Raw genomic sequence first — 21,790 nt, 5'->3', positions numbered from 1 at the left:
AGTGTCGACGCCCACATGTGACGTGCGGCAGCGGTGTTGCCCGAGCCCCCTGGCCAGGAGGAATGTCGAAGAAGACGCGGGGCGAGACGAGAGGCGGAACGACGATGGCCGATTCTTCGGACAGGCCGACCGGAAAACAGCAGTCCGCATCCTCCCGCGTCGACGGCCCCCTCGTGCGACCCGTCGATCGGGCCGAGGGACGCACCTACCGCGTTCTGGTTCTCCTGTTCCTGCTGACGATCCCGTTCGCCGTGGTCGCGGGGGTGGGCGCGGCGAACGCGCAGGCCGACGCGGTGGCCGATCTCGCGGCGACCACCACCGAGGTGACGGCGACCACCACGGAGGCGTCCCGAATTCCGGCGTCCATGACCTCGGAGTACACGGCGACGCCGGCCGGGGCGATCGTGGGGACTCCGGCCGAGTGGACTCTGCGTGGGATCACCTACCGCGGCGAGGTGCTGGTGCCCGCCGACCGGCCGGCCGGTACCGCCACCACCATCACCGTGGGTGCCGACGGTCAGCGGACCGCGCCGATCCCCAACGGTGTGGACATCGTGGTTCTCGGGATCTTCGCCGGGGTGTCCACGCTCGCTGTGTCGGCCGTGACGCTGTCGGTGATCTGGGCGGCGTCGGTCCGCCGCTACGAGCGACTCCGCGACAGGGAGTGGGACGACGCGCTCACGCGGCTGTTGGCCTGAGCCATCGGGCTGGTGGCCTGAGCCATCGGGCTGGTTCGATCAGGCCGTCCGCTCACCCGTCCGGTCGGCGACGTGGAGCCGGTTCGCGGCCGCCACCAACGCCCTCGCCGTGGATTCGGTGGCGTCGGCGCCGACGCCCATCGCCCAGGCTTCGCGCGAATCCTGTTGCGCGTGAACGAAGGTCACCGTACCCGCCTCCGTCTGCTGCTGGTGGAACGAGAGAATCTCGAGGTGGATCCCGGCGTCGTAGAGCATCGACGTCATGGCCTCGGCGGGCCCGTGGCACAGGGCCGAGGCGCTGCGGATGCTGTCTCCCACGGCAAGCGTGGCGGTGAACTCGAAGCGCCCGGCTCCGCGAGGGGCGCACTCGGCCGAGCCGAGGCGAACGGGGCCGGACGTGGGGGCGTAGGTCTGCGCGTACTCGGCGGTCTGGGCGAACTCGGCGAACGACATGGTCTCAGCCTCGGCGAGCAGCGCCCGTGGCACAGGAGACGAACGGTGAACGGTTGCGTAATCGGCAGAAAAATCACGGGCCGAGAAATCGTGCGAGATGCTCATGGAAGCGGGTCTTTCCGTACGGAGGAAGGACCGACAAGGTAGTTCGAGACCCCGCAGCGAGGGGTCGGTCCGAATCAGACCCCGCTACGGCGGCGAACTACGAGCATGCGCGACATGACTCGAGAGTAGACCGACCGTGAACCGTCGGGCAAGGGTGGACGGAATTCTCGAACCGACGCCGTTCTTCTCGGTTCGACGCCGTTCTCGGTTCTGCGCTAGAGAGCAGTAGACGTCGACGACACCGAAACTCTCTAGGACACGCGCTAGAGAAGGCCAGAATGACCGGACGAGGCGATAGCGTGCGGTCATGGACCCCGTGCGCAATCCGTACGCCCCCGGCGCCGGACAACGACCCCCCGAACTCGCCGGTCGATCGAAGCAACTCGACGCCTTCGACGTGGTGCTCGAACGCATCGCCCGCGGCCGCCCCGAGCGCAGCGTGGTGCTCACCGGGCTGCGCGGCGTGGGAAAGACGGTGCTGCTCAACCACCTCCGCTCCGCGGCCATCTCGCGGCGGTGGGGCACCGGCAAGATCGAGGCGCGCCCGGACCAGGACCTGCGTCGGCCGCTGTCGTCCGCCCTGCACATGGCGGTCCGCGAGATCGCCGTCGCCCACCGCGATCCCGAGCGCGTCGTTCAGTTCCTCGGCGTCCTCAAGTCGTTCGCCCTCCGGGCGTCCGCCGACAAGGGGATGCGCGACAAGTGGCAGCCGGGGATCGACGCGCCCGCCCTCAAGGGCCGAGCCGACACCGGCGACATCGAGATCGACCTCGTGGAACTACTCCTCGATGCAGCGTCCCTCGCGCGCGACGTGGGTGTGGGTATCGCGATCTTCATCGACGAGATGCAGGATCTGGGGGCCGAGGACATCTCGGCGATCTGCGGGGCCTGCCACGAGCTGAGCCAGGACGCGGCCCCGCTGATCGTCGTCGGGGCGGGACTGCCGCACCTGCCGGCCGTGCTGTCCGCGTCGAAGAGTTACTCCGAGCGGTTGTTCAGTTACCACCGCATCGACCGGCTCGAGCGCGGCGCCGCCGATCTCGCGCTCATCGCCCCGGCCGAGCGCGAGGACGTCGAGTTCACCACCGAGGCCCTCGACGCTCTCTACGCCGCGGCCGACGGATACCCGTACTTCGTCCAGGCGTACGGCAAGGCGACCTGGGACCACGCCGCGGAGAGCCCCATCACCGAGGCCGACGTCCGAGTCGCCGCCCCCACCGCGGAGGACGAGCTGGCGGTGGGCTTCTTCGGCTCCCGGTACGAGCGCGCCACCCCGGCCGAGCGCGAGTACATGCGGGCGATGGCCGACCTGTCCGGTGACGACGGGCCGGTGGCGACGGCGAAGATCGCGTCGGAACTGGGACGGAAGCCGGCGTCGTTGTCCCCGGCCCGGGACGGATTGATCAAGAAGGGGTTGATCTACTCGGCCGAGCGCGGGTCCATCGGTTTCACGGTCCCTCACTTCGGCCGATACCTCCGAGCGCAGGCCGAGTGACGCTTCGCCGACCGCCCGGGGCTCACACCCCGGACAGGAGCAACACCCCGAGGTAGGCGGCGTAGGCCACGGTCAACCCGACGCCCCAGATGCGAGTGAGGTTCGCTCGGAAGAACACCAGCGGAATCATGACCAACGCGGCCCCGGCCATGACCCACAGGTCGAGGGTCAGGAACTGCGAGTCCACCGGGATGGGTCCGACGAGGGTCGCGATGCCGGTGATGGCCAGGATGTTGAACAGGTTCGAGCCGATGACGCTGCCCAGGGCGACGTCCGCGTGTCCGCGAATGGCCGCCATCACCGTGGTGGCGAGCTCGGGCAGAGAGGTCCCGACGGCCACCAGGGTCAGGCCGATGACGCCGTCGGACAGGCCGAAGTCGGAGGCGATCACGGTGGCTCCGTCGATCAGCAGGTTCGATCCGATGGGAAGCCCCACCAGGCCCAGGATCAGGTAGATCACGATGCGCGGCCACGGCATCGACGGGTCGGCGCCCTCGACGTCGGGCGTGATGTGGGCGCGGCGTGCGGTCACCACGGCGTGGGCGAGCATGGCGATCAGTCCGGCGAGCAGAATCAGGCCGCTGATCCAGGTGAGCGTGCCGAACGCGCACAGCACGATGAGCAGTGTCGTGGCCGCGAGCATCTGTAGATAGCTGCTGCGGACGTCGCGCTCTCCGGTGCGGATCACCGCGATCAGCGCGGGGATGCCGAGCACCAGCAGAACGTTGGCGGTGTTGGAGCCGACGACGTTGCCGAGCGCGAGGCCGGGGACGCCCTCGAGCACCGACTGGACGGAGATCAACAGCTCGGGAGCCGAGGTTCCGAACGCCACGATGGTCAGCGAGACGATCAGGGCGGGGACGCCGAGCCTCAGGGCCAGGTTGACCGCTCCACGGACCAGAATGTCGCCGGCGAAGATCAGCAGGATCAACCCGGCGGCAACGAGCAGCCATTCCATCTTCGAACACCATCGTTCACACAGGACTCCACCCGCCCCGGACCCGGAATCGGCGCGGAGCGGGTGGGTCGACGGACAGGGCCTCGACCGAGGCCGTGTTCGGTGTGAGCAGGCCTCAGTGTCGAGCGGGTACCCGAAGGATAAGCGCATCTCCCTGACCGCCGCCGCCACACAGCGCCGCCGCACCGGTGCCGCCGCCGCGTCGCTGCAGCTCGAGGGCCAGATGCAGGGCGATGCGAGCGCCGGACATTCCCAGCGGATGGCCGATGGAAATGGCGCCGCCGTTCACGTTCACCGTGTCCGGGTCCAGACCGAGCTCGCGGGTCGAGGCGATACCGACGGCAGCGAAGGCCTCGTTGATCTCGATCAGATCGAGGGACCCGGCGTCGATGCCGTCCTTCGCGCACGCCGCGGCGATGGCGTTCGCGGGCTGCTGCTGCAGCGTCGAGTCCGGTCCGGCGACCACTCCGTGCGCGCCGATCTCGGCAAGCCACTCCACGCCGAGTTCGCGGGCCTTGGCCTTGCTCATGACCACGACGGCGGCGGCGCCGTCGGAGATCTGGGAGGCGGATCCCGCGGTGACGGTGCCGTTCTTGTCGAACGCCGGCCGCAGCTTCGCGAGGGACTCGGCCGTGGTGTCGGCGCGGATGCCCTCGTCCTCGGACACCACCAGCGGATCACCCTTGCGCTGCGGGATGGTCACGGGCACCACCTCGTCGTCGTACACGCCGTTCTTCCACGCCGCGGCCGCGCGCTGGTGCGAGGTGGCGGCGAAAGCGTCCTGCTCCTCGCGGGTGATGGAGTCCGGGTTGGCGTCCTCGGTGAGTGCGCCCATCGCCTGATCGGTGAAGATGTCGTAGAGCCCGTCGAACGCGAGATGGTCGCGCATGGTGACGTCGCCGTACTTGAAGCCGGTGCGGCTCTTCTCGAGCATGTGCGGGGCCTGCGACATCGATTCCTGGCCGCCCGCGACGATCACGTCGAACTCCCCCGCGCGGATCAGCTGATCGGCCAACGCGATGGCGTCGATTCCCGAGAGGCACACCTTGTTGATCGTCAACGCGGGGACGGACATGGGGATGCCGCCGGCCACCGCGGCCTGGCGGGCCGGGATCTGTCCGGCGCCGGCGGTGAGGACCTGACCCATGATCACGTAGTCGACCTGGTCGCCGCGGATTCCGGCCTTCTCGAGGGCGCCGGCGATGGCGACACCGCCGAGGTCGGACCCGGACAGGGAGGACAGCGAGCCCATCAGTCGGCCGACCGGGGTGCGTGCCCCGGCGACGATCACGGACCGGGTGTCTTCGGATGCGGTCATGCGATTTCCTCACTGCTCGTGGTGTTGCCGGTGGTGTTCGGTGACGCGGTGGTGGTCGGTGACGCGGTGGTGTCGGCTACGTCGAGGGCGCTCAGCGCCATGGTCGACAGTCGGGATTCCAGCAGTGCGGCGGGGACGCGGCCCACCGAATGCGGGGTGGAGTTCAGGAGCCCGAAGGCCGCGTGGGCCTGGACGCGTGCCTCCTCCTCGGTGCGGTCCGCGTCGAGCTGCCGCAGGGTGCGGACCCAGATCTCGACGTACTTACGCTGCAGGAGCCGTACACGCCGACGCGCATCGTCGGGGAGGTTCGCCAGGTCTCGGAACTGGATCTCGATCAGGCGCGGCGAGGACAGCGCGAAATCGAGGTGGAAGGCGACCAGGGACCGCAGCGTCTCCAGTGGTGGGAGATCGCGACGCACCACCTCCTCGCCCCCGGAATGGAGAAATTCCGACACCCCCACGAGTAATTCGACGAGAACGGCTTCCTTGTTGGAGAAATGGCGGTAGACGGCCGGTCCACTGATCCCCACGGCGGCACCGAGGTCCTCGAGCCGAAGGCCGTGGTACCCGCGCTCGGCGACGATCACCGCGGCCGCATCGACGAGATTGCTCCGGCGTTCGGCTTTCATTCTCGACCGCTCGGTATGCGCTACCGCAGGTGCAGGGGTGGTCGAGGCCATCGTGCCCCCTCCTGTCGCCGCCGCCCGGTGGTCGGGCCTGTGGTCTGCGACTTTACCGCATTCGGTTAGCCCGCATTCACTTGACGGCAGGCGCCGACCGGGACGTCGGTTACTGTTCGGGCAGCAACAATGGCACGGGAACGGTGACATCCCGCGCCGATCTCTGGTGGACTCGTGTGATCGGTCGGGGACCCGGTGCGTGCAGAAGGGAGCGTTCGTGGCGCTGTCCTCGTCGTCGTCCCGGTTTCTGGTCGCCGGTGTCGCCGCCCTGATCGTCTACGCGCTGATCCCGTCCGTCGCCGCGCGCACCGTCGTCTACTGCCTGGTGGCGGCCCTCTCCGTGGCCGCCGTCGTGTACGGCATCCGGGTTCGGAACAAGATCAGTTCGCACTCGTGGTGGATCCTGGCGCTGGCGTTGTCGATCTGGGTCGCATCGGACGTGATCTACGGGATCGCCGAGAGCCGAGGACAGGAACCGGCGTCGCTGTCCGTGGCCGACGCCGGTTATGTCATGGGGTATCTGCTCATCTTCGTGGCCCTGGTCACGGCGCGCACCGAGAACCGCAGCCTGCTGGGACCGACGGATCTGCTCGAGGCCGCGATCGTGACCGCCGGCGTCGGCCTCGCCTCGTGGGTGCTGCTGTCCGATCCGGTCGGCGGCCCCACGTGGGACGCGTCGATGTGGTTCGGACTGTTCTACACCCAGTTCGACGACCTGCTGCTGGTGCTGGTGGTGCTGGTGGTCTTCGAGCGCCGCGCCGCATCCCCCACGCACTGGCTGCTCGGAGGTGCCATGGCACTCATGGTGGTCGCGGATTATTCGTCCTACGTGGTGCGGGCCGACGGGCCCCTCGCGGTCACGGTGCTCAATCTCTGTTGGCTCACCTCCTACGTGCTGTTCGCGGTCGCCGGCCTGCGGTTCGACGAACCCCCCAGGGTGGTGACGATCAGCCGGTCGAGGTCCGGTTCGATGCGCCTGGCCCTGCTCACCGTCGCCGTGTCCATGACGCCGCTCGCGATGGGCGTGCAGCTGGTCCGCGGCGTGCCGGTCACGTACTGGGGCCCCGCCGCCGTCACCGGCGCATCGGTGCTGGTGGTGTTGGCGTCGCTGCGGGCGTGGTCGTTCCTCACCGTCCTGCAGGGGCAGTCCGCCGCACTCCGTACCGCCGCCACCACCGACGGGGTGACGGGATTGGCGAACCGCAGCCATCTCGGTCGACGGCTGTCGTCGATCCTGGGATCGGAAGGCCGGGACGACGTCGCCCTGCTCCTGGTCGATCTGAACCGGTTCTCGGAGGTCAACCAGACCTTCGGCTACTCGGTGGGCGATCAGGTTCTGGTCGAGGTCGGGCGGCGCCTGGTGGCCACCGTCGCGCCCGGCAGCGTGGTCGGACGCCTCGGAGGGGACGAGTTCGCCGTGGTGCTCGCGGGCGGGGTGGACCGCGGCGAGGCCGAGGAGATCGCGCGGGCGGTGCAGCGCGCGGTCGGCTCGCCGCTGGCCGTGCGCGACATCCACGTGACCGTGGAGTGCGGCGTGGGAATCGCCCTCGCCGGTGTAGGGGTGCGGTCCGACGAACTGGTCCAGCGTGCGTACGCCGCCGTGGTGGAGGCAGCGAAACGTCAACCGCGGCTTGCGGTCTACGACGACTCGATGGACATCGATCGAGTGGACCAGCTGCGACGGATGGGCGAGCTCGACCACGCGATCGAATGCGGAGAACTGGAGTTGAGGTTCCAGCCGCGGCTGGACCTGGTGCACGGGCGCGTGACGGGACTGGAAGCCCTTCTGCGATGGCAACATCCGCGGGAGGGGCTCCTCCTGCCGGCTGCGTTCCTGCCCAGTGCCGAGCAGACCGGGATGCTGCCGGCCGTCACCGCGTACGTGCTGGACACGGCCATGGCCGCCTGTCGCCGATGGCGCCTCGCGGGTCTGGACGTGGACGTCGCGATCAACCTGTCCGTCCGTGACCTGGTGGACACCACCCTCGCGGGAGCGGTGTCCAGCGCGCTGGAACGGCACGGTCTTCCCGGCTCGGCCGTGGTCTTCGAGGTCACCGAGACCTCCGCGATGATGGATCCCGAGCGGTCCATCGACACGTTGAACACCCTTCGCGCGCTGGGTGTCTCGTTGTCCATCGACGATTTCGGCACCGGCTACAGCTCGCTGGCCTACCTCGGTTCGCTGCCGGTGCAGCAACTCAAGATCGACCGATCCTTCGTCACCTCGCTCACCACCGATCTCGCCAACCTCGCGATCGTGCAGTCCACGATCTCGCTGGCCCACACCATGGGGTTGCACATCATCGCCGAGGGAGTCGAGGACGAGCACACCCTGTTCACGCTGAACAACCTCGGCTGCGACGCGGTGCAGGGGTTCCACATCGCGCGGCCGGTCGCGGACGCCGACGTTCCCGCCACCGTGCGATCGGTCGAGGCGGCGGCGGGCGCCCTGACGGGAAGTGTGTGACCCGCCACAGTTGCGTCGGGTCCCGCTTGTAGCCTGAGGGCCGAGTCGACTCGTGCCACTCGGGCCTATGGTCGACCGGGAAGGACCATCCGTGCGCGCAGTTCAGGTGACCACCCTCGAGGGCCCCGACGCCCTCACCGTGACCGAGATCGACGAGCCCACCGGTGACGGAGTCGTCATCGACGTGCGAGCCGCAGGAGTCGCTTTTCCCGACGCGTTGCTCAGTCGTGGTCTGTACCAGTACAAGCCGGACCTGCCCTTCGTCCCGGGCAGCGAGGTGGCCGGCGTGGTGCGGTCCGCACCCGAGGGCTCGGGCTTCTCGGCCGGTGACCGGGTGGCGGCGCTGACCGGATTCGGCGGCGGTATGGCCGAGGTCGCCGTGGCGAACCCCGAGCTGGTCTTCGGACTGCCGGACTCCATCTCCTTCGAGGCGGGCGCCGGCATTCTCTTCAACGACCTCACGGTTCACTTCGCACTCCGACAGCGCGGTCGGTTGGCCGACGGCGAGACGGTCCTGGTGCACGGTGCCGCGGGCGGTATCGGTACCTCCGCGCTGCGGCTGGCCCCCGTTCTCGGCGCCTCGCGGACCATCGCCGTGGTCAGCACCGAGGAGAAGGCCGACGTGGCGCGCGCGAACGGTGCGACCGACGTGGTGCTCGTGGACGGATGGAAGGACGCCGTCAAGGAGCTCACCGGCGGGCGCGGAGTGGACATCGTCATCGACCCCGTCGGCGGAGACCGCTTCACGGACAGCATCCGATCGCTCGCGGCGTCCGGGCGCCTGGTGGTCATCGGCTTCACCGGCGGTGAGATCCCCACCGTGAAGGTGAATCGGTTGCTGCTCAACAACGTCGAGGTCGTCGGCGCCGGATGGGGCGCCTGGTGGATGACCCGTCCCGGCTACACCGCGACCCAGTGGGCCGAACTGGCGCCGCTCCTGGCGTCGGGCACGCTGTCGGCGCCCGAGCCCGCCGTCTACCCGCTGGACCGCGCCGGCGAGGCGATCGCATCCCTGGAGAACCGCACGGCCGTCGGCAAGGTCGTCGTCACGGTGTGATCCTCGAGCCCCGGGTAGGCTCGCCCCATGCGTATCGGTGCACACGTCCGGAACTCGGAGAACCCGCTCGGTGAGGCGGAGGAACTCGGAGTCGACCTCGTTCAGCTGTTCCTCACGGACCCGCAGAAGTGGAACAAGCCGACGGTCGGCGAGGGCCTGGAAGCGGTGCGCGACAGCGCGATCGACGTGGTGGTGCATTCCTCGTACGTCATCAACGTCGCCAGCCTGAACAACCGCATCCGGATCCCGTCTCGCAAGGCGGTCGCACAGCAGGCGGCGGTCGCGGGCGAGATCGGTGCGCTGGGCATGGTGGTGCACGGCGGCCACGTCCGCGACGGGGAGGACCCCGCCGAGGGCATTGCCAACTGGCGCAAGCTGTTCGAACGCCAGGCCGACGCCGGCGGCTTCGAGGTGCCGATCTGGATCGAGAACACCGCGGGCGGTGATTTCGCCATGGCCCGACGGTTCGACGCCATCGCTCGGTTGTGGGACGCGGTCGGCGAATTCGGAGCCGGGTTCTGCCTCGACACGTGCCACGCGTGGGCCGGCGGCGAGGATCTGGTGGACGCCGTGGAGCGCGTGAAGGCGATCACCGGTCGCATCGATCTGGTGCATCTCAACAACTCACGCGACGAGTTCGACTCCGCGCGCGACCGGCACGCGAACCTCCGCGCCGGCACCATCGACGCCGAGGTGCTGGCGGCGGTGGCGTCGGCCTCGGGTGCGCCCGTTCTGCTGGAGACTCCCGCCGAGGGCATGGCCGACGACGTGGAGTTCCTGCGCTCGACGAACTGACGGGCTCGACGAACTGGAGCGCTCGACGAACCGATCCGCTCGGGTCAGACGCGAGCGGCGGCCGGACTCCCGGTCTCGCTGTCGTCCGTGGAGACGGTGCCGACGGCGATCAGCGCGGCGAGTGCGATGCCGGCGCCGATGGTCATGGTGATCGCCATGGCGGGTCCGTCGTTGCCGAGCACGCCGACGATCGGAGCGACGACGGCTCCGAGGCCGAACTGCGCGGCACCGAGCAGGGCCGATGCGGTACCGGCCGCCTCACCGTGGCGGGACAGCGCGAGTGCGGGCGAGTTCGGCATGACGAAGCCCGCCGCGGCGAGCACGAAGAGCACGGGCACCATGAAGCCCCAGATGCCACCGAATTCCAGTGAGGTGGTGACGAAGAGCGTGGCGCCGGCCGCGGCCATGGCCATGAGCGCGACGATCACGATGCGCTGCGGGGTGAAGCGGTTCAGCGCGATCACGTTGAGCTGGGATGCACCGATCAGTGCGACGGCGCCGATGCCGAAGACCAGGGCGAACTGCTGCTCGTCGAGTCCGTACTGATCCTGCAGGACGAACGAGCTGCCGGCGATGTAGGAGAACAGCGCGGACATGCCCAGGGCGGCGACGAGCACCAGCACCACGAACTGCTTGTCGCGCAGCAGGAATCGGTAGGTGCTCAGTACCGGACGGATGGCCGCGGGGCGACGTCGTTCCTCGGGGAGCGTCTCCTTCAACAGGAAGATCGCGATCAGCATCAGCGCGGCGCCGAGGACGGCGAGCAGCGCGAACACCCAGCGCCACGACCCGTGGAGCAGCACCACTCCGCCGAGGCTCGGAGCGAGGATCGGCGCCACGCCCATGACGAGGACGAGCCGGGAGAGAACGGTGGCGGCACCGCGACCGGAGAACAGGTCACGCACGATGGCGAGCGCGATGACGGCCGTCGCGGCGGCGCCGAAGCCCTGCAGGGTGCGCAGCAGGCCGAGAACGGCCACGTTCGGGGCCATCATGCACAGGATCGACGCGACGATGTGGACGATCGTTCCCGCGATCAGCGGTCGACGGCGGCCGAGGGAATCGGACAGCGGACCCACGACGAGCTGGCCCACCGCCAGGCCGAGCAGCGTTCCGGTGAGGGTGAACTGCACGGCGGCCGTGGTGGAGTTCAGGTCCTCGGTGATCGCCGGAAGCGCAGGCAGGTAGGTGTCGATGGTCAGCGGCCCGAGGGCGACCAGCGCGCCGAGGACGAGGATGATGCGCAGCCGCGAGGACGCGGGGGCGGCGGTGGGGGGTGTCGTCGTCACAAGGGGGTGCAGCACCGTCGGGGCCCGATGTGTTCCCGACTCATCCGACGAGATCGTGAACTCTAGGCAACGAATGTCAGACGCGGCGTGACGGGTGGCTCGGCGACCCCGGCCTCGATGTCCGCGATCAGCGCGTCCGCCCAGCTCACGAGGCCGAGAACGTCGACGCCGTGGGGGCATCGGGGGTGGTAGTCCCAGATGCGGTCACGCCCCTGGGTCAGCAGCGAGACGGCACCCACGCTGTTCCCGCGCAGGCGATGGGTGAGCCCGACGGCCAGTTGCGCGAGTCCCTGCCACAGCCGACGTTCGTCGGCCACGCTGATCTTCCAGGTGCCCTCGAGAATCTCGTGCGCGTGGAACGGCATTCCGTCGTCGAGAAGTTGCTGTGCCCGCACCAGCGATTCGGCCGGGGGCAGCAGAACGTCGTCGGGTATGCGGGGCAGGCCGCCGTCGGCCCCGCGGGGGAGCGGTCGACCGAGCCCGTCGCGGGGTCGCGCGTTCTGCGGTCGACCGTCCGGGGTGCGTTCGCGATCGATCATCGTCGGCTCACGAGTGCACGGGGACGGAGACGCCGATGCCGCCCTCGGTGTCGAGGCCGAACCGCTCGATCTCCGCGTCGAGATCGAGCGGGAGAACGGAGCTGCGGCCGGCCAGCATCGCGTCGTCGATGCGGTCCAGGGGCACGAGCCACACGATCTCGAACTCGATGCCATCGGGATCGCGCCCGTAGAGGCTCTTGGACGTGGAGTGGTCCGACGCGCCGACGAGCGCGTCGGCCGCGGCGAGGTCGCGGCGGACGGTCCGCAGGTCGGCGAGGGTGCGAACCTCCCAGGCCAGGTGATACAGCCCGACGCTGGATCGGCCCGCGGGGCTGGCCGTCGCCGCGTCGCCGATGGAGAAGAGTCCGAGATCGTGATCGTTGTTGCTGTCGGTTGCCTGGACGAACACGGCGCGGTCGCCCATCCGGTTCACGACGCGGAAGCCGAGAACGTCGGAGTAGAAGGCCGCGCTGCGGGCGGCGTCGCGGACGTAGAGGACGGCGTGATTGAGGCGGGCGATGGCCATGGTGTGCTCCCGAGTTTGTATTGAAGCTTCAACTATAGCGGGCGGTGCGGCATCGCGTCAGTGTCGGCGGTGATCCGTCACCGCCGTCTTCGGTCCGAAGCTCGGCTTCACGGCCGTCCCGCTGACCTCGAGAAGACGTACCACGCGGTACCGGTGTGGACGCAGGGGTTCGAGGTACTCGACCATCTCCTCGTCGTTCATCTTCGCTCCGGTCAGCGACCAGCCGATCACCGCCGCGAGGTGGTAGTCGCCCACGGACAACGCGTCGGGATCACCCAGAGCCCGTTGGCGGATCTCCGCGGCCGTCCACTCGCCGATACCGGGGACGAGCCGCAATCGGCGCTCGGCGTCCTCGGGGGACATCGTGACGATCGCGTCGAGCTTGTCCGCGAACTGCGCGGCGCGCACGATCGTCTTCGACCGCTTCGGGTCGACGTTCGCGCGATGGAACTCCCACGACGGCACCCGCCGCCACACCTCGGCCGGGGGCGGCACCCGCATTCCGTCGGGGGCGGGCCCGGGGGCCGGTTCGCCGAAGTGCTGCAGCAGATACCGCCAGGCCGAGAAGGCGGCGATACCGTGCACCTTCTGCTCGAGGATCGCCGGCACCACGGCCTCGAACACCCGCCCCGACCGTCCGATGCGCAGATGCGGCAGACGTCGGTGCGCCTCGGCCAGGATGCGGTGTTCGGGGGCGAAGGAATCGGGATCGTCGTGCGCACCCACCAGACCCGGCGCCGATTCGGCGAACTCCGCGGCCCCCGGACCCCACACCTCGAACGACGCCTCGTTCCGCGACGGCTGGGTGATGCGATAGGTCACCGGCCCGCTCGCCGGGCGCGACGTCCGCCACAGACTGCCGTCCTTCGCGCGTCGGAACGTCGGATCGAAGCCGCCCCGACGGTGGGGGGAGAGAGTGTGTCGAACGCTCAGGCCCCGCTCACTGGTGACCGTGAGGTCCAGCGACCCGGTCACGGCTGCCGAACACGCACCAGGGCCCGGCCGGTGTACTTGCCGTCGCGGATCGAGTCGAGCACCGAGGTCACGTCGTCGACGCCGACTTCGGAGATCACGGACTGCAACCGGGACGGACGCAGGTCGCCGGCGAGCCGTGCCCACAGGGTCCGGCGCGCCTCGATGTCCAGCTGCACCGAGTCGATGCCGAGCAGCGCCACGCCGCGCAGGATGAAGGGAAGCACGGTGGTGTTCAGCTGGGGCCCACCCGTGAGTCCGCTGGCCGCGACCGCGCCGCCGTACTTCACCGTGCTGAGCACGTACGCGAGGGTCGCGCCGCCGACGCAATCGACGGCCGCCGCCCAGGTGGTCCTGCCGAGAGGCCGCGGTGTCGCGTCCGGATCCTCGGGGAGCCGTCCGATGATGGACGACGCACCGAGTTCGGTCAGCAGATCGTGGGCGTCCTTCTTTCCGGTCGAGGCCACCACCTCGAATCCCAGACCGGACAACAGGTCGACGCTCACCGAACCGACTCCGCCGCTGGCGCCCGTGACCAGTACCGGGCCGTCCTGCGGGGTCAGGCCGCGATCGAGCAGCGCCTGCACGCTCATCGCGGCCGTGAACCCGGCGGTACCGATCGCCGCGGCCTCCGCGGTGGTCAGTGCGGTGGTCACCGCGGCGTCGCCGCCACCCGTCGACCCCGCGTCGAGGTTCACCACCCACTCGGCCGGCAGTCGCGCGTATTCGGCGTACCCACCGTGTCGACCGGTGCCGATCTCGTAACCGTGAGCGAGGACCCGATCCCCGACCGCGACGTCGGCGCTGTCGGACGCGACGACCGTGCCGGACAGGTCGATGCCCGGAACGAGCGGGTACTCACGCGCGACGCCACCCTTCGGGGTCACCGCCAACGCATCCTTGAAGTTCACACTGGAGTACTCGACTCGGACGGTGACGTCACCGTCCGGCAGGAACGACGCATCGACGGTCTCGGGAGCGAGGTCGATGCGTCCGTCGTTCTCGCGCGCGACCCACGCCCGGAACGATTCGAGGCCCGTCGCGTCGGCCGTCGCGTGCGATTCGTTCACCATGTTCGGCTCCGTTTCTCGTCGTTCGTGTGTCGAGCAGTGCGTGTCGCGCAGTGCGTGCGTCGGCATCGGTTGTTTCCCACACTAGGAGTGCTCGAGGGTTCGCTGTCCGTCGGCTCGAGGTTCGGCGCGGGAGAGCCGGATTGTCGGTGCGCGGCCGTAGGGTTCGCGGAGTGATGATCGTGAGTACCGACGGCTCCTGCTTGAAGAACCCCGGCGGCGCCATCGGCTGGGCGTGGGTCAATCACCTGGGACCCAGCGCCTCCGGTGGTGAGGCGGTGGGGACCAACCAGATCGCCGAGCTCCGCGCGCTCCTCGAGGCCGTGCGGGCGCATCCCGGCCCGGAACCGCTGCTCATCGAGTCCGACAGTCAGTACGCCATCAAGTGCGCCTCCGAGTGGCTGCCCGGGTGGAAGCGCAAGGGATGGCGCACCTCGACGGGTGCCGCGGTGCGGAATCTGGAACTGGTGCGCGCCATCGACGCCGCCATCACCGAGCGCGAAGGCCCGGTTCGGTTCCGCTGGGTGCGCGGGCACGTGGGCAATCAGTTCAACGAAATGGCGGACGAGCTTGCGGGCGTCGCCGCTCGCGCCGTCCGAGACGGGGGCGCGGTGTCCGCGCCGGTCGGTGTTCAGGAGCCCGTCACGTTGTTCTGACCGCGGCCACCCTCACTCCTGGCGGGATGTCTGCTTCGAGTCCTTCTCGCCGGAGTGTTCCGCTTTGATGTCGTCGGCGTCCGGGTCGGGGAGGGTCTTGCCCTCGTCCACCTCGGTTTCGCTGCGATCCAGAGTCGGGGCAGGCTCCGATTCGGCGTGGTGATCGAACTCGTTCACCGCTTCGGTGCGCTCGCTCGAAGTCTGCGCGGTATCGGCGCCGGTTCCCTTCGATTCCTCGCGGGGGTCGAGGGCGATGCTGTCGATGGGCTGATCTGTCGAATCGGTCATGGTCACCCGAATGCCCCTTCCTCCCGGAGGTCAATCCCCCGGGAGGAAAGAGGCGGTCAGGGCTCCGGGGTGGGCAGCGGTGCCGTGACCGAGAAGCGGTCCTCGATGCTGTCGGAGAAGTCCTGGGTGCACTGGTCGATCGCGGCCTGATCGCTCCCGGCCTGAGACACGCAGTTGGCGTAGTCGGTGACTCCGGCCTCGTTGACGAACCACACCGTCAGCGCGAGAAAGGCGACCCCGGCCAGGATGCCGAGGATGCCGGTGATGATGCCGCCCATCGCCACACCGCCGTTGGTCGCGAGCCCCTTCTTGACCCGGCCGCGACCGATGAAGCCCAGGATGACGGCGATGATGCCGAGAACGATGCCGAATCCGAAGGTCCAGAACGCGAGGATCGAGAGAATGCCGACGATCAGCGCGGCGATGCCGAGGCCGTTCTTCGGTGGCCCCTGCGGCTCGGTGCCGTACTGCTGGCCCCCGTACTGCTGACCCCCGTACTGGGGCGCCCCGCCGTACTGCTGACCTCCGTTGTACGGGGGCGCCTCGCCGTATTGCTGACCGCCGCCGTACTGCTGGCCTGCGCCGTACTGGGGCGGCGGCGGGTACTCGCCGGGGTTCTGGCCCGACTGTGGGTTCTTGTCCAGTCGCGGAGGGGGCGGGTAGTCCCCGCCGCCGGGATTCTGGCCACCGGGATTCTGGCCGTATCGGGGGTTCTGCGGATCGTCGGGATTGCCTGGATAGCCGGGACCGGTCATGACTGTCGAACTCCTCACATCGGCGAAACCATGAATCGGGCGCGACCCTCTGCACCTCGACCCGAACTGTATCCACTCACACGCATCCGACACCGCGTCCGAACCCCACCCGTGACTGCACCGTTACCGAGTGCCGACCCGCGGGTACCCGCCTCGGATGAGCACCGTGACCGTCGGCGACGGGACCACCATCCACTACGAGGAGCAGGGCGACGGGCGACCGCTGGTGCTGGTGCACGGGTGGGGATTCAGCGGTCGGTTCTTCCACCGCAACGTCGCGCATCTGGCCGAGCACGCGCGGGTGATCACCGTCGACCTGCGCGCCCACGGTGATTCCGAGGATCCGGGCCACGGATATCGCGTGGCCCGGCTGTCGAAGGACCTGCGCGATCTCTTCGAGGCCCTGGATCTGACGGACGTCACCGTCCTCGGATGGTCACTGGGGTGCTCGGTGATCTGGAGTTACCAGGAGTTGTTCGGCAACGACCGTCTGGCGCAGGCGATCTACGTCTCGCAGACGCCGCGGCAGTACCGGGCGCCGAACTGGCGGTTGGCTCACTGGACCATCTACGACGACGCGTCCCTGGCGACCGTGCAGGGCCGCGTCGAGTTCGATCGCGAGAACTTCGACGCCGAGCAGATCGACGAGATCACCGCCGCGGACGTGCCCGCGGACGAGGCGTCGATGCTGATCGCCGAGATGGCCAAGATCTCGTCGACGGCCCGAAACGAGGTGATGGCCGATCACACCCGTCACGACTGGCGGGATCTGTTGCCCACGCTCGATCTGCCGTCGCTCGTGTTCGCCGGCCGGCACGACCGGGCGTATCCGTGGGAGGCCGTCGCCTACGTCGGCGACGCGATTCCGGGTGCGCGGACGGTGATGTTCGACGAGAGCAGTCACGCGGTGATGCTCGACGAGCCGCGGAAGTTCGAATCGGAGATCGTGGCCTTCCTCGGGGAGTATCGGACCCCCGCGGTGTGAGCAGGTTTGGAACCGATCGGGTTTGGGGTGCTCCGGTGCCGGACACCCGAGTTCCATGACCGAAACCTTGTACACCACCACTGCCACCGCGACCGACGGCTCCGTGACCACCGAAGACGGCGCCTTCTCGATCGACGTCCACGAGCCGAGCGATGTGGGTGGGCCCGGAAAGGGCACCACCCCGGAACAGTTGATGGCGGCGGCGTTGAGCTCCTGCTTCATCGAGTCGTTGCGTATCGCGGTCGGCACGTCGGGCGGATCCCTCGACGGAGCCTCGGTCGAGGCCGAGGTCTCGCTCTCCAATGCCGAGGGCGCCGGATACGACGCGGCCTACCGCCTCACCGTCTCGCTTCCCGGAGTCGACAACCCCGGCGACACTCTCGAGCAGGCTCGCAGCATCTGCCCGTTCGTGAAGACCGTCCAGGGCGTGGACGTGGCACTCGCGAGCTAGCTTCGATCACAGACGCGAGAGACACAGCCAAGGCTTGCCTAAATGAGGTACGGTTCAGCCGTATTGTCCGATTCCTCCGTTCGTGGAGGGTCCCTCAGGGAGTGCCGTGTCTTCTCGTCGCCGTCTCGCCGTGCTGTCCTGCACCGCGACTCTCGCGCTGTCCCTCGTCGCCTGTGGTTCCACGGACGACTCCGACACCGCGGTGGAGTCCACCGAGGAGAGTTCGGCTCTCGTCGTCTACTCGGGCCGGGACGAAGACCTCGTCGACCCGCTCATCGAGATGATCGGCGGCGACGTCGAGGTCGATTACTCGGGAAACACCAACGCCCAGGCCGCGAAGGTGCTCGAGGAGGGTGACCGCACACCCGCCGATGTCTTCTTCGGACAGGACGCCGGTGCGCTCGGTGCGCTCGACGGCGCGGGTGCCCTCGCCCCACTGCCCGAGGACGTGCTCGACCTCGTTCCCGAGCAGTACCGCGGCGCCGACGGCACCTGGGTGGCCACGTCCGCGCGGGCTCGGGTCCTCGCGTACAACTCCGACGCGGTCGAGGCCGGCGACCTGCCCGACGGTATCGACGGGCTGCTCGACCCGCGTTGGAGCGGCCAGATCGGCTACGCCCCCGCCAACGCGTCGTTCCAGGCGTTCGTCACCGCCCTGCGCGTCCAGCGCGGTGAGGGCGAGGCTCGGACCTGGCTCGAGGAGTTCCTGGCCAACGATCCCGTCGCCTTCGAGGGCAACGGCCCGCTGATGACGGCCGTCAACGACGGACAGGTCCAGGCCGGGCTCACCAACCACTACTACTGGTACCCGTTCCGCGAGGAGCTCGGCGACGATGCTCCCGTCGAGCTCCACTACTTCGAGCCCGGCGACCCCGGCGCCCTGATCAACGTCGCCGGCGCGGGCATTCTGGCCGCGTCCGACAACCAGCAGGCCGCGCAGGACTTCCTGCGCGACCTGCTGTCCTCGGAATCGCAGACGTATTTCGCCGACGAGACCGCCGAGTACCCGGTGATCGACGGCGTGACCTCGTCCTACGATCTTCCGCCGCTCACCGATCTCGGTGTGTCCGACATCGATCTGGGCGAGCTCTCCTCGCTGGAGGAGACGCAGGCCTTGCTGACCGAGGTCGGAATGATCTAGTTGCTGCTGCCCGTCCGCTCGCGCCGCGGTCGCCCCGTACTCGGGGCGGCCGCCGTCGGCGTGGGCGCTCTGGCTCTGACCCCGCTCGTCTACCTCGGGATCCGAGCGTTCGACGGCGGCGCCGAGCGGGTGCTGGGCCTGGTGTTCCGGCAGCGCACCCTCGACCTCCTGCTCCGCACGGTCTCCCTGACGGCCGCGGTCGCGGTGGGCTCGTTGATTCTCGGCATCACTCTCGCGTGGCTGATCGCCCGCACCGATCTTCCCGGACGCCGGTTCTTCTCGATCGCTCTCACGGCGCCGCTCGCGATCCCGTCGTACGTGGCGGGCTACCTCTGGATCGCCGAATTCCCTTCGCTCGCCGGTTTTTCCGGTGCCGCCCTGGTCCTGACGCTGTCCTGTTTCCCGCTGGTCATGTTGCCGGTCGCCGCCGGGTTGTCCACCGGCGATCCGTCCCTCGCCGAGGTCGCCCGCACTCTGGGCCGTGGTGCCGTCCGCACGGCGGTCACGGTGGAGATCCGCCGCGTCGTTCCCGCAGCGGCGGCCGGCGCACTGTTGGCCTCTCTCTACACGATCAGCGATTTCGGCGCGGTGGCGCTGATGCGGTACGACGCCTTCACGCTCGGGATCTACAGCGCCTACCGCGGCGGGCTGGACCGCACCGCCGCGGCAGTCTTCGGGCTGGTGCTGGTGTCGATGGCACTGATCCTCATCGCTCTGGAACGACGCGCCCGACGCGGTGCCACGGCCCGGGTGGGTGCGGGTACCGACCGCCGACCCGAACCGATTCCGCTGGGCCCGTATCGAATTCCGGCACTCCTCGTCGCGTCGGGCGTGCTGTTCGTCTCGGTCGTCGTCCCGATGCTCGCGCTGGCGAGGTGGCTGACGCGTTCGCTTCGGCTCACGGTCGACTGGGCCGACGTCCTCGCGACCACGGTGGCCACCGTCGAACTGTCCGCGCTCGCCGCGGTGGTGGTGGCGCTGTGTGCGTTCCCCGTGGCTCTCTTTGCGGCACGGTCGAATTCGAGGGCGTCGCGAGCCGCGGAGATCTCCACCTACATCGCCCACGGGCTTCCGGGAATCACCGTGGGACTCGCCGTGGTATTCCTGGGAATCCGTTTCCTCCCGTCGATCTACCAGACGACGACACTGCTCGTCCTCGCCTACGTCGTACTGCTGCTGCCGCTCGCGGTGGGCAGCATGCGCGCGGCGGTGGACGCCAGTCCCACTGTCCTGGAGGATGTCTCGCGCACCCTCGGGATGAGCCGAACGAGGACGGACCTGACCGTGACGGTACCCATCGTCTTCCCGGGCATCGCCGCGGGCGCCGCACTGGTGTTCCTCACCGCGGCGAAGGAGCTTCCGGCGACCCTCATGTTGCGTCCTCGTGGAGTCGCCACACTGGCCACCGAGCTGTGGTCGACGACCCAGGTGTTCAAGTACGGCGAGGCCGCGCCGTACGCCTTTGCGCTGATCCTCGTCTCCGCCGTCCCGGCGTTCGTCCTCGGCAACATCAATGCACGTTCGGTGCGGGGGGATGCAGACCGATGACCTTGACCGTGACCGATCTGACCGCGTCGTACGGCCCGCGTTCCGTCCTGCGCGATGTCGCCTTCGACCTGGGTGACGGCGAGATGCTCGCCGTGCTCGGGCCGTCGGGCTGCGGAAAGACCACGTTGCTGCGATCGATCGCGGGGTTGCATTCCATCGACCGCGGTGTGGTGGAACTCGACGGCCGTGTGCTCGAGTCACGGGCCGGCACGACGGGAGGGACGCACGTTCCCACCGAGCTTCGCGGTATCGGACTCATGCCTCAGGAGGGCGGATTGTTTCCGCACCTCGACGTGTTTCGGAACATCGAATTCGGATTGCGCGGCAAGGTGTCCCGGTCGGCGTTCCGGGGGCGGGCGGCGCGTCGGCGGCGGGTCGAGGAGATGGCGGAGCTCGTCGGCCTTCCCGACGCGTTGCGCACCCGTCCCGGTGACCTCTCCGGCGGACAGCAGCAGCGCATCGCGCTCGCCCGCGCTCTCGCCCCGAACCCGGCGTTGGTTCTGATGGACGAGCCGTTCGCCGCACTCGACGCCGGACTGCGGACCAGCGTCCGATCCGACGTGCGAGAGTTGCTGCGCATCAGCGGAACCGCGTCGATTCTGGTCACCCACGATCAGGTGGAGGCGCTGGGCACGGCCGATCGAGTGGCCGTCCTCCTGGACGGTCGGTGCGCGCAGATCGGCACGCCGCGCCAGGTCTACCTGACCCCGAGCGAGCGAGCCGTGGCTCAGTTCGTCGGCGACGGCGTCTTCCTGGACGTCACCGCGGGCGGGCTGGGATACGCGGACACGGTGTTCGGGCGCCTGACCATTCCGAAGACCGCCGCCCGCGGCAGTCACGTCCTCGTTCGCCCCGAACAGTTTCGGATTCTTCCGGAGATCGACGGCGACTTCACCGTGCTCGCCACCACGTTCGCGGGGGCCGAGACGTCGACCACCGTGCGACACGAGGGTTCGGGCCGGACCGTCACCGTGTCCGCGCGCGGCGGAGCGGATCACGTCGTGGGTCGACGGGTGTGCGTCGTCGTCGACGGTCAGGTCGCGGTGGTGCCGACGCCTCGTCGGGACACGTCCGTCGACGATCCCGATCGTTCCGTCACGTCGGCAGGGTTCGTGCCGTCCGCGCGATGACGACGAACCCCAGGACCAACGGAAGCTGGAGAAACACAACGGCATTGAGGGCCGGGCTCGGCAGGGGCAGTCGGTCGAAGAACTGCGCGATTCCGGTCACCACCAGCACCAGGTAGCTCAGCTGCACGGCGAACGCGTGCCGCCGCATCCAGTCCGAGCGTCGCCGCCGTCGGGTCTGTCCGAGCGCGTACGTGACGAGTACGACCTCGATCAGCGAGACCAGGTGGAACACGCTCGGGCCGCTGCGGATCTCGTAGACGGTGAACGACGACAGCACCATGACGCCGAGTGCGACGACGTAGGCCCGCCCCAGCCGTCGGTGCGTCGGGGTGCCCTTGGCCAGACCGAGCACGACGGCGCCGAGGATCACGGCGATCACCGCGGCGGCGGTGTGGATCCCGATAGTCATCGTCG

General features: G+C 69.0%; 23 protein-coding genes. 11 read left to right on the top strand and 12 right to left on the bottom strand.

Features of this window, described 5'->3' with window-relative positions; genetic code table 11:
- Positions 1 to 104 precede the first annotated feature (104 nt).
- Positions 105 to 698, top strand: coding sequence for an Rv1733c family protein (locus ACY466_RS19695; RefSeq protein ID WP_463248276.1), 594 nt, complete (start codon positions 105 to 107; stop codon positions 696 to 698).
- A gap of 39 nt (positions 699 to 737) precedes the next feature.
- Here the strand turns inward: ACY466_RS19695 and ACY466_RS19690 are convergent, their stop codons facing one another.
- A complete protein-coding gene (locus ACY466_RS19690; RefSeq protein WP_463248272.1) occupies positions 738 to 1,151 on the bottom strand; it encodes an alpha-isopropylmalate synthase regulatory domain-containing protein in 414 nt (137 codons plus the stop codon).
- Positions 1,152 to 1,563: 412 nt separating this feature from the next.
- On the opposite strand from ACY466_RS19690, the gene ACY466_RS19685 reads away from it, so the two are divergent.
- Positions 1,564 to 2,751 (top strand): AAA family ATPase, encoded by a 1,188-nt coding sequence (locus ACY466_RS19685; RefSeq protein ID WP_463248269.1) that lies wholly within the window; start codon positions 1,564 to 1,566, stop codon positions 2,749 to 2,751.
- Positions 2,752 to 2,773: 22 nt separating this feature from the next.
- On the opposite strand, the gene ACY466_RS19680 is transcribed toward ACY466_RS19685, so the two are convergent.
- The 3 genes from ACY466_RS19680 to ACY466_RS19670 all read right to left on the bottom strand — a co-directional run bounded on the left by ACY466_RS19680 (position 2,774) and on the right by ACY466_RS19670 (position 5,656).
- Positions 2,774 to 3,709 carry a calcium/sodium antiporter gene (locus ACY466_RS19680; protein WP_463248266.1) on the bottom strand — a complete coding sequence of 312 codons (936 nt, stop codon included), beginning with the start codon at positions 3,707 to 3,709 and terminating at the stop codon, positions 2,774 to 2,776.
- Positions 3,710 to 3,824: 115 nt separating this feature from the next.
- Positions 3,825 to 5,027 (bottom strand): acetyl-CoA C-acetyltransferase, encoded by a 1,203-nt coding sequence (locus ACY466_RS19675; protein ID WP_463248262.1) that lies wholly within the window; start codon positions 5,025 to 5,027, stop codon positions 3,825 to 3,827.
- Positions 5,024 to 5,656, bottom strand: coding sequence for a TetR/AcrR family transcriptional regulator (locus ACY466_RS19670; protein WP_463248258.1), 633 nt, complete (start codon positions 5,654 to 5,656; stop codon positions 5,024 to 5,026). Before ACY466_RS19670 ends, ACY466_RS19675 begins: the two co-directional genes overlap by 4 nt.
- Before the next feature lie 250 nt (positions 5,657 to 5,906).
- Between ACY466_RS19670 and ACY466_RS19665 the strand changes: the two genes are divergently transcribed.
- The 3 genes from ACY466_RS19665 to ACY466_RS19655 all read left to right on the top strand — a co-directional run bounded on the left by ACY466_RS19665 (position 5,907) and on the right by ACY466_RS19655 (position 10,026).
- Entirely contained in the window at positions 5,907 to 8,174 is a 2,268-nt protein-coding gene (locus tag ACY466_RS19665) for a putative bifunctional diguanylate cyclase/phosphodiesterase (protein ID WP_463248255.1), read from the top strand.
- Between the two features lie 91 nt (positions 8,175 to 8,265).
- Positions 8,266 to 9,231, top strand: a complete 966-nt coding sequence (locus tag ACY466_RS19660; protein ID WP_463248251.1) for an NADPH:quinone oxidoreductase family protein — start codon at positions 8,266 to 8,268, stop codon at positions 9,229 to 9,231.
- Positions 9,232 to 9,258: 27 nt separating this feature from the next.
- Positions 9,259 to 10,026: a deoxyribonuclease IV gene (locus tag ACY466_RS19655; protein ID WP_463248247.1), complete on the top strand. Its 768-nt coding sequence runs from the start codon at positions 9,259 to 9,261 to the stop codon at positions 10,024 to 10,026.
- Positions 10,027 to 10,070: 44 nt separating this feature from the next.
- Here the strand turns inward: ACY466_RS19655 and ACY466_RS19650 are convergent, their stop codons facing one another.
- From ACY466_RS19650 to ACY466_RS19630, 5 genes are all read right to left on the bottom strand, one after another.
- Positions 10,071 to 11,315 (bottom strand): multidrug effflux MFS transporter, encoded by a 1,245-nt coding sequence (locus ACY466_RS19650; RefSeq protein ID WP_463248243.1) that lies wholly within the window; start codon positions 11,313 to 11,315, stop codon positions 10,071 to 10,073.
- Between the two features lie 62 nt (positions 11,316 to 11,377).
- Complete coding sequence (locus ACY466_RS19645) at positions 11,378 to 11,854, bottom strand: DUF309 domain-containing protein (RefSeq protein ID WP_463248240.1); 477 nt, start codon at positions 11,852 to 11,854, stop codon at positions 11,378 to 11,380.
- 7 nt (positions 11,855 to 11,861) lie between these two features.
- Positions 11,862 to 12,380, bottom strand: coding sequence for a VOC family protein (locus ACY466_RS19640; RefSeq protein WP_463248237.1), 519 nt, complete (start codon positions 12,378 to 12,380; stop codon positions 11,862 to 11,864).
- 57 nt (positions 12,381 to 12,437) lie between these two features.
- Complete coding sequence (locus tag ACY466_RS19635; RefSeq protein WP_463248233.1) at positions 12,438 to 13,355, bottom strand: DNA-3-methyladenine glycosylase family protein; 918 nt, start codon at positions 13,353 to 13,355, stop codon at positions 12,438 to 12,440.
- Complete coding sequence (locus ACY466_RS19630; protein WP_463248229.1) at positions 13,352 to 14,425, bottom strand: acrylyl-CoA reductase family protein; 1,074 nt, start codon at positions 14,423 to 14,425, stop codon at positions 13,352 to 13,354. The genes ACY466_RS19635 and ACY466_RS19630 overlap by 4 nt, the downstream gene beginning before the upstream one ends.
- 170 nt (positions 14,426 to 14,595) lie before the next feature.
- Here ACY466_RS19630 and ACY466_RS19625 point away from each other — a divergent pair, with 170 nt between their 5' ends.
- Entirely contained in the window at positions 14,596 to 15,078 is a 483-nt protein-coding gene (locus ACY466_RS19625) for a ribonuclease H family protein (RefSeq protein ID WP_463248226.1), read from the top strand.
- 12 nt (positions 15,079 to 15,090) lie between these two features.
- On the opposite strand, the gene ACY466_RS19620 is transcribed toward ACY466_RS19625, so the two are convergent.
- Entirely contained in the window at positions 15,091 to 15,366 is a 276-nt protein-coding gene (locus tag ACY466_RS19620; protein ID WP_463248222.1) for a hypothetical protein, read from the bottom strand.
- 56 nt (positions 15,367 to 15,422) lie between these two features.
- On the bottom strand, positions 15,423 to 16,121 hold the full coding sequence (locus tag ACY466_RS19615; RefSeq protein ID WP_463248218.1) for a DUF4190 domain-containing protein: 699 nt from the start codon (positions 16,119 to 16,121) through the stop codon (positions 15,423 to 15,425).
- A gap of 157 nt (positions 16,122 to 16,278) precedes the next feature.
- On the opposite strand from ACY466_RS19615, the gene ACY466_RS19610 reads away from it, so the two are divergent.
- The 5 genes from ACY466_RS19610 to ACY466_RS19590 all read left to right on the top strand — a co-directional run bounded on the left by ACY466_RS19610 (position 16,279) and on the right by ACY466_RS19590 (position 21,376).
- Positions 16,279 to 17,106, top strand: a complete 828-nt coding sequence (locus tag ACY466_RS19610) for an alpha/beta fold hydrolase (protein ID WP_463248214.1) — start codon at positions 16,279 to 16,281, stop codon at positions 17,104 to 17,106.
- 55 nt (positions 17,107 to 17,161) lie between these two features.
- Positions 17,162 to 17,557, top strand: coding sequence for an OsmC family protein (locus ACY466_RS19605; protein WP_463248209.1), 396 nt, complete (start codon positions 17,162 to 17,164; stop codon positions 17,555 to 17,557).
- A gap of 106 nt (positions 17,558 to 17,663) precedes the next feature.
- Positions 17,664 to 18,698, top strand: a complete 1,035-nt coding sequence (locus ACY466_RS19600) for an iron ABC transporter substrate-binding protein (protein WP_463248206.1) — start codon at positions 17,664 to 17,666, stop codon at positions 18,696 to 18,698.
- Positions 18,699 to 20,246, top strand: coding sequence for an ABC transporter permease (locus tag ACY466_RS19595; protein ID WP_463248202.1), 1,548 nt, complete (start codon positions 18,699 to 18,701; stop codon positions 20,244 to 20,246).
- Positions 20,243 to 21,376 (top strand): ABC transporter ATP-binding protein, encoded by a 1,134-nt coding sequence (locus ACY466_RS19590; RefSeq protein WP_463248199.1) that lies wholly within the window; start codon positions 20,243 to 20,245, stop codon positions 21,374 to 21,376. The genes ACY466_RS19595 and ACY466_RS19590 overlap by 4 nt, the downstream gene beginning before the upstream one ends.
- Here the strand turns inward: ACY466_RS19590 and ACY466_RS19585 are convergent.
- Complete coding sequence (locus ACY466_RS19585; protein WP_463248197.1) at positions 21,342 to 21,785, bottom strand: DUF2306 domain-containing protein; 444 nt, start codon at positions 21,783 to 21,785, stop codon at positions 21,342 to 21,344. The two genes, ACY466_RS19590 and ACY466_RS19585, sit on opposite strands and share 35 nt — an antisense overlap.
- Positions 21,786 to 21,790: the final 5 nt, after the last annotated feature.

It is taken from the genome of Rhodococcus sp. K11/5 (assembly GCF_055193735.1).
The sequence above is the reverse complement of the archived record's forward strand: the minus strand, read 5'-3'. Positions and strand labels throughout refer to the sequence as shown.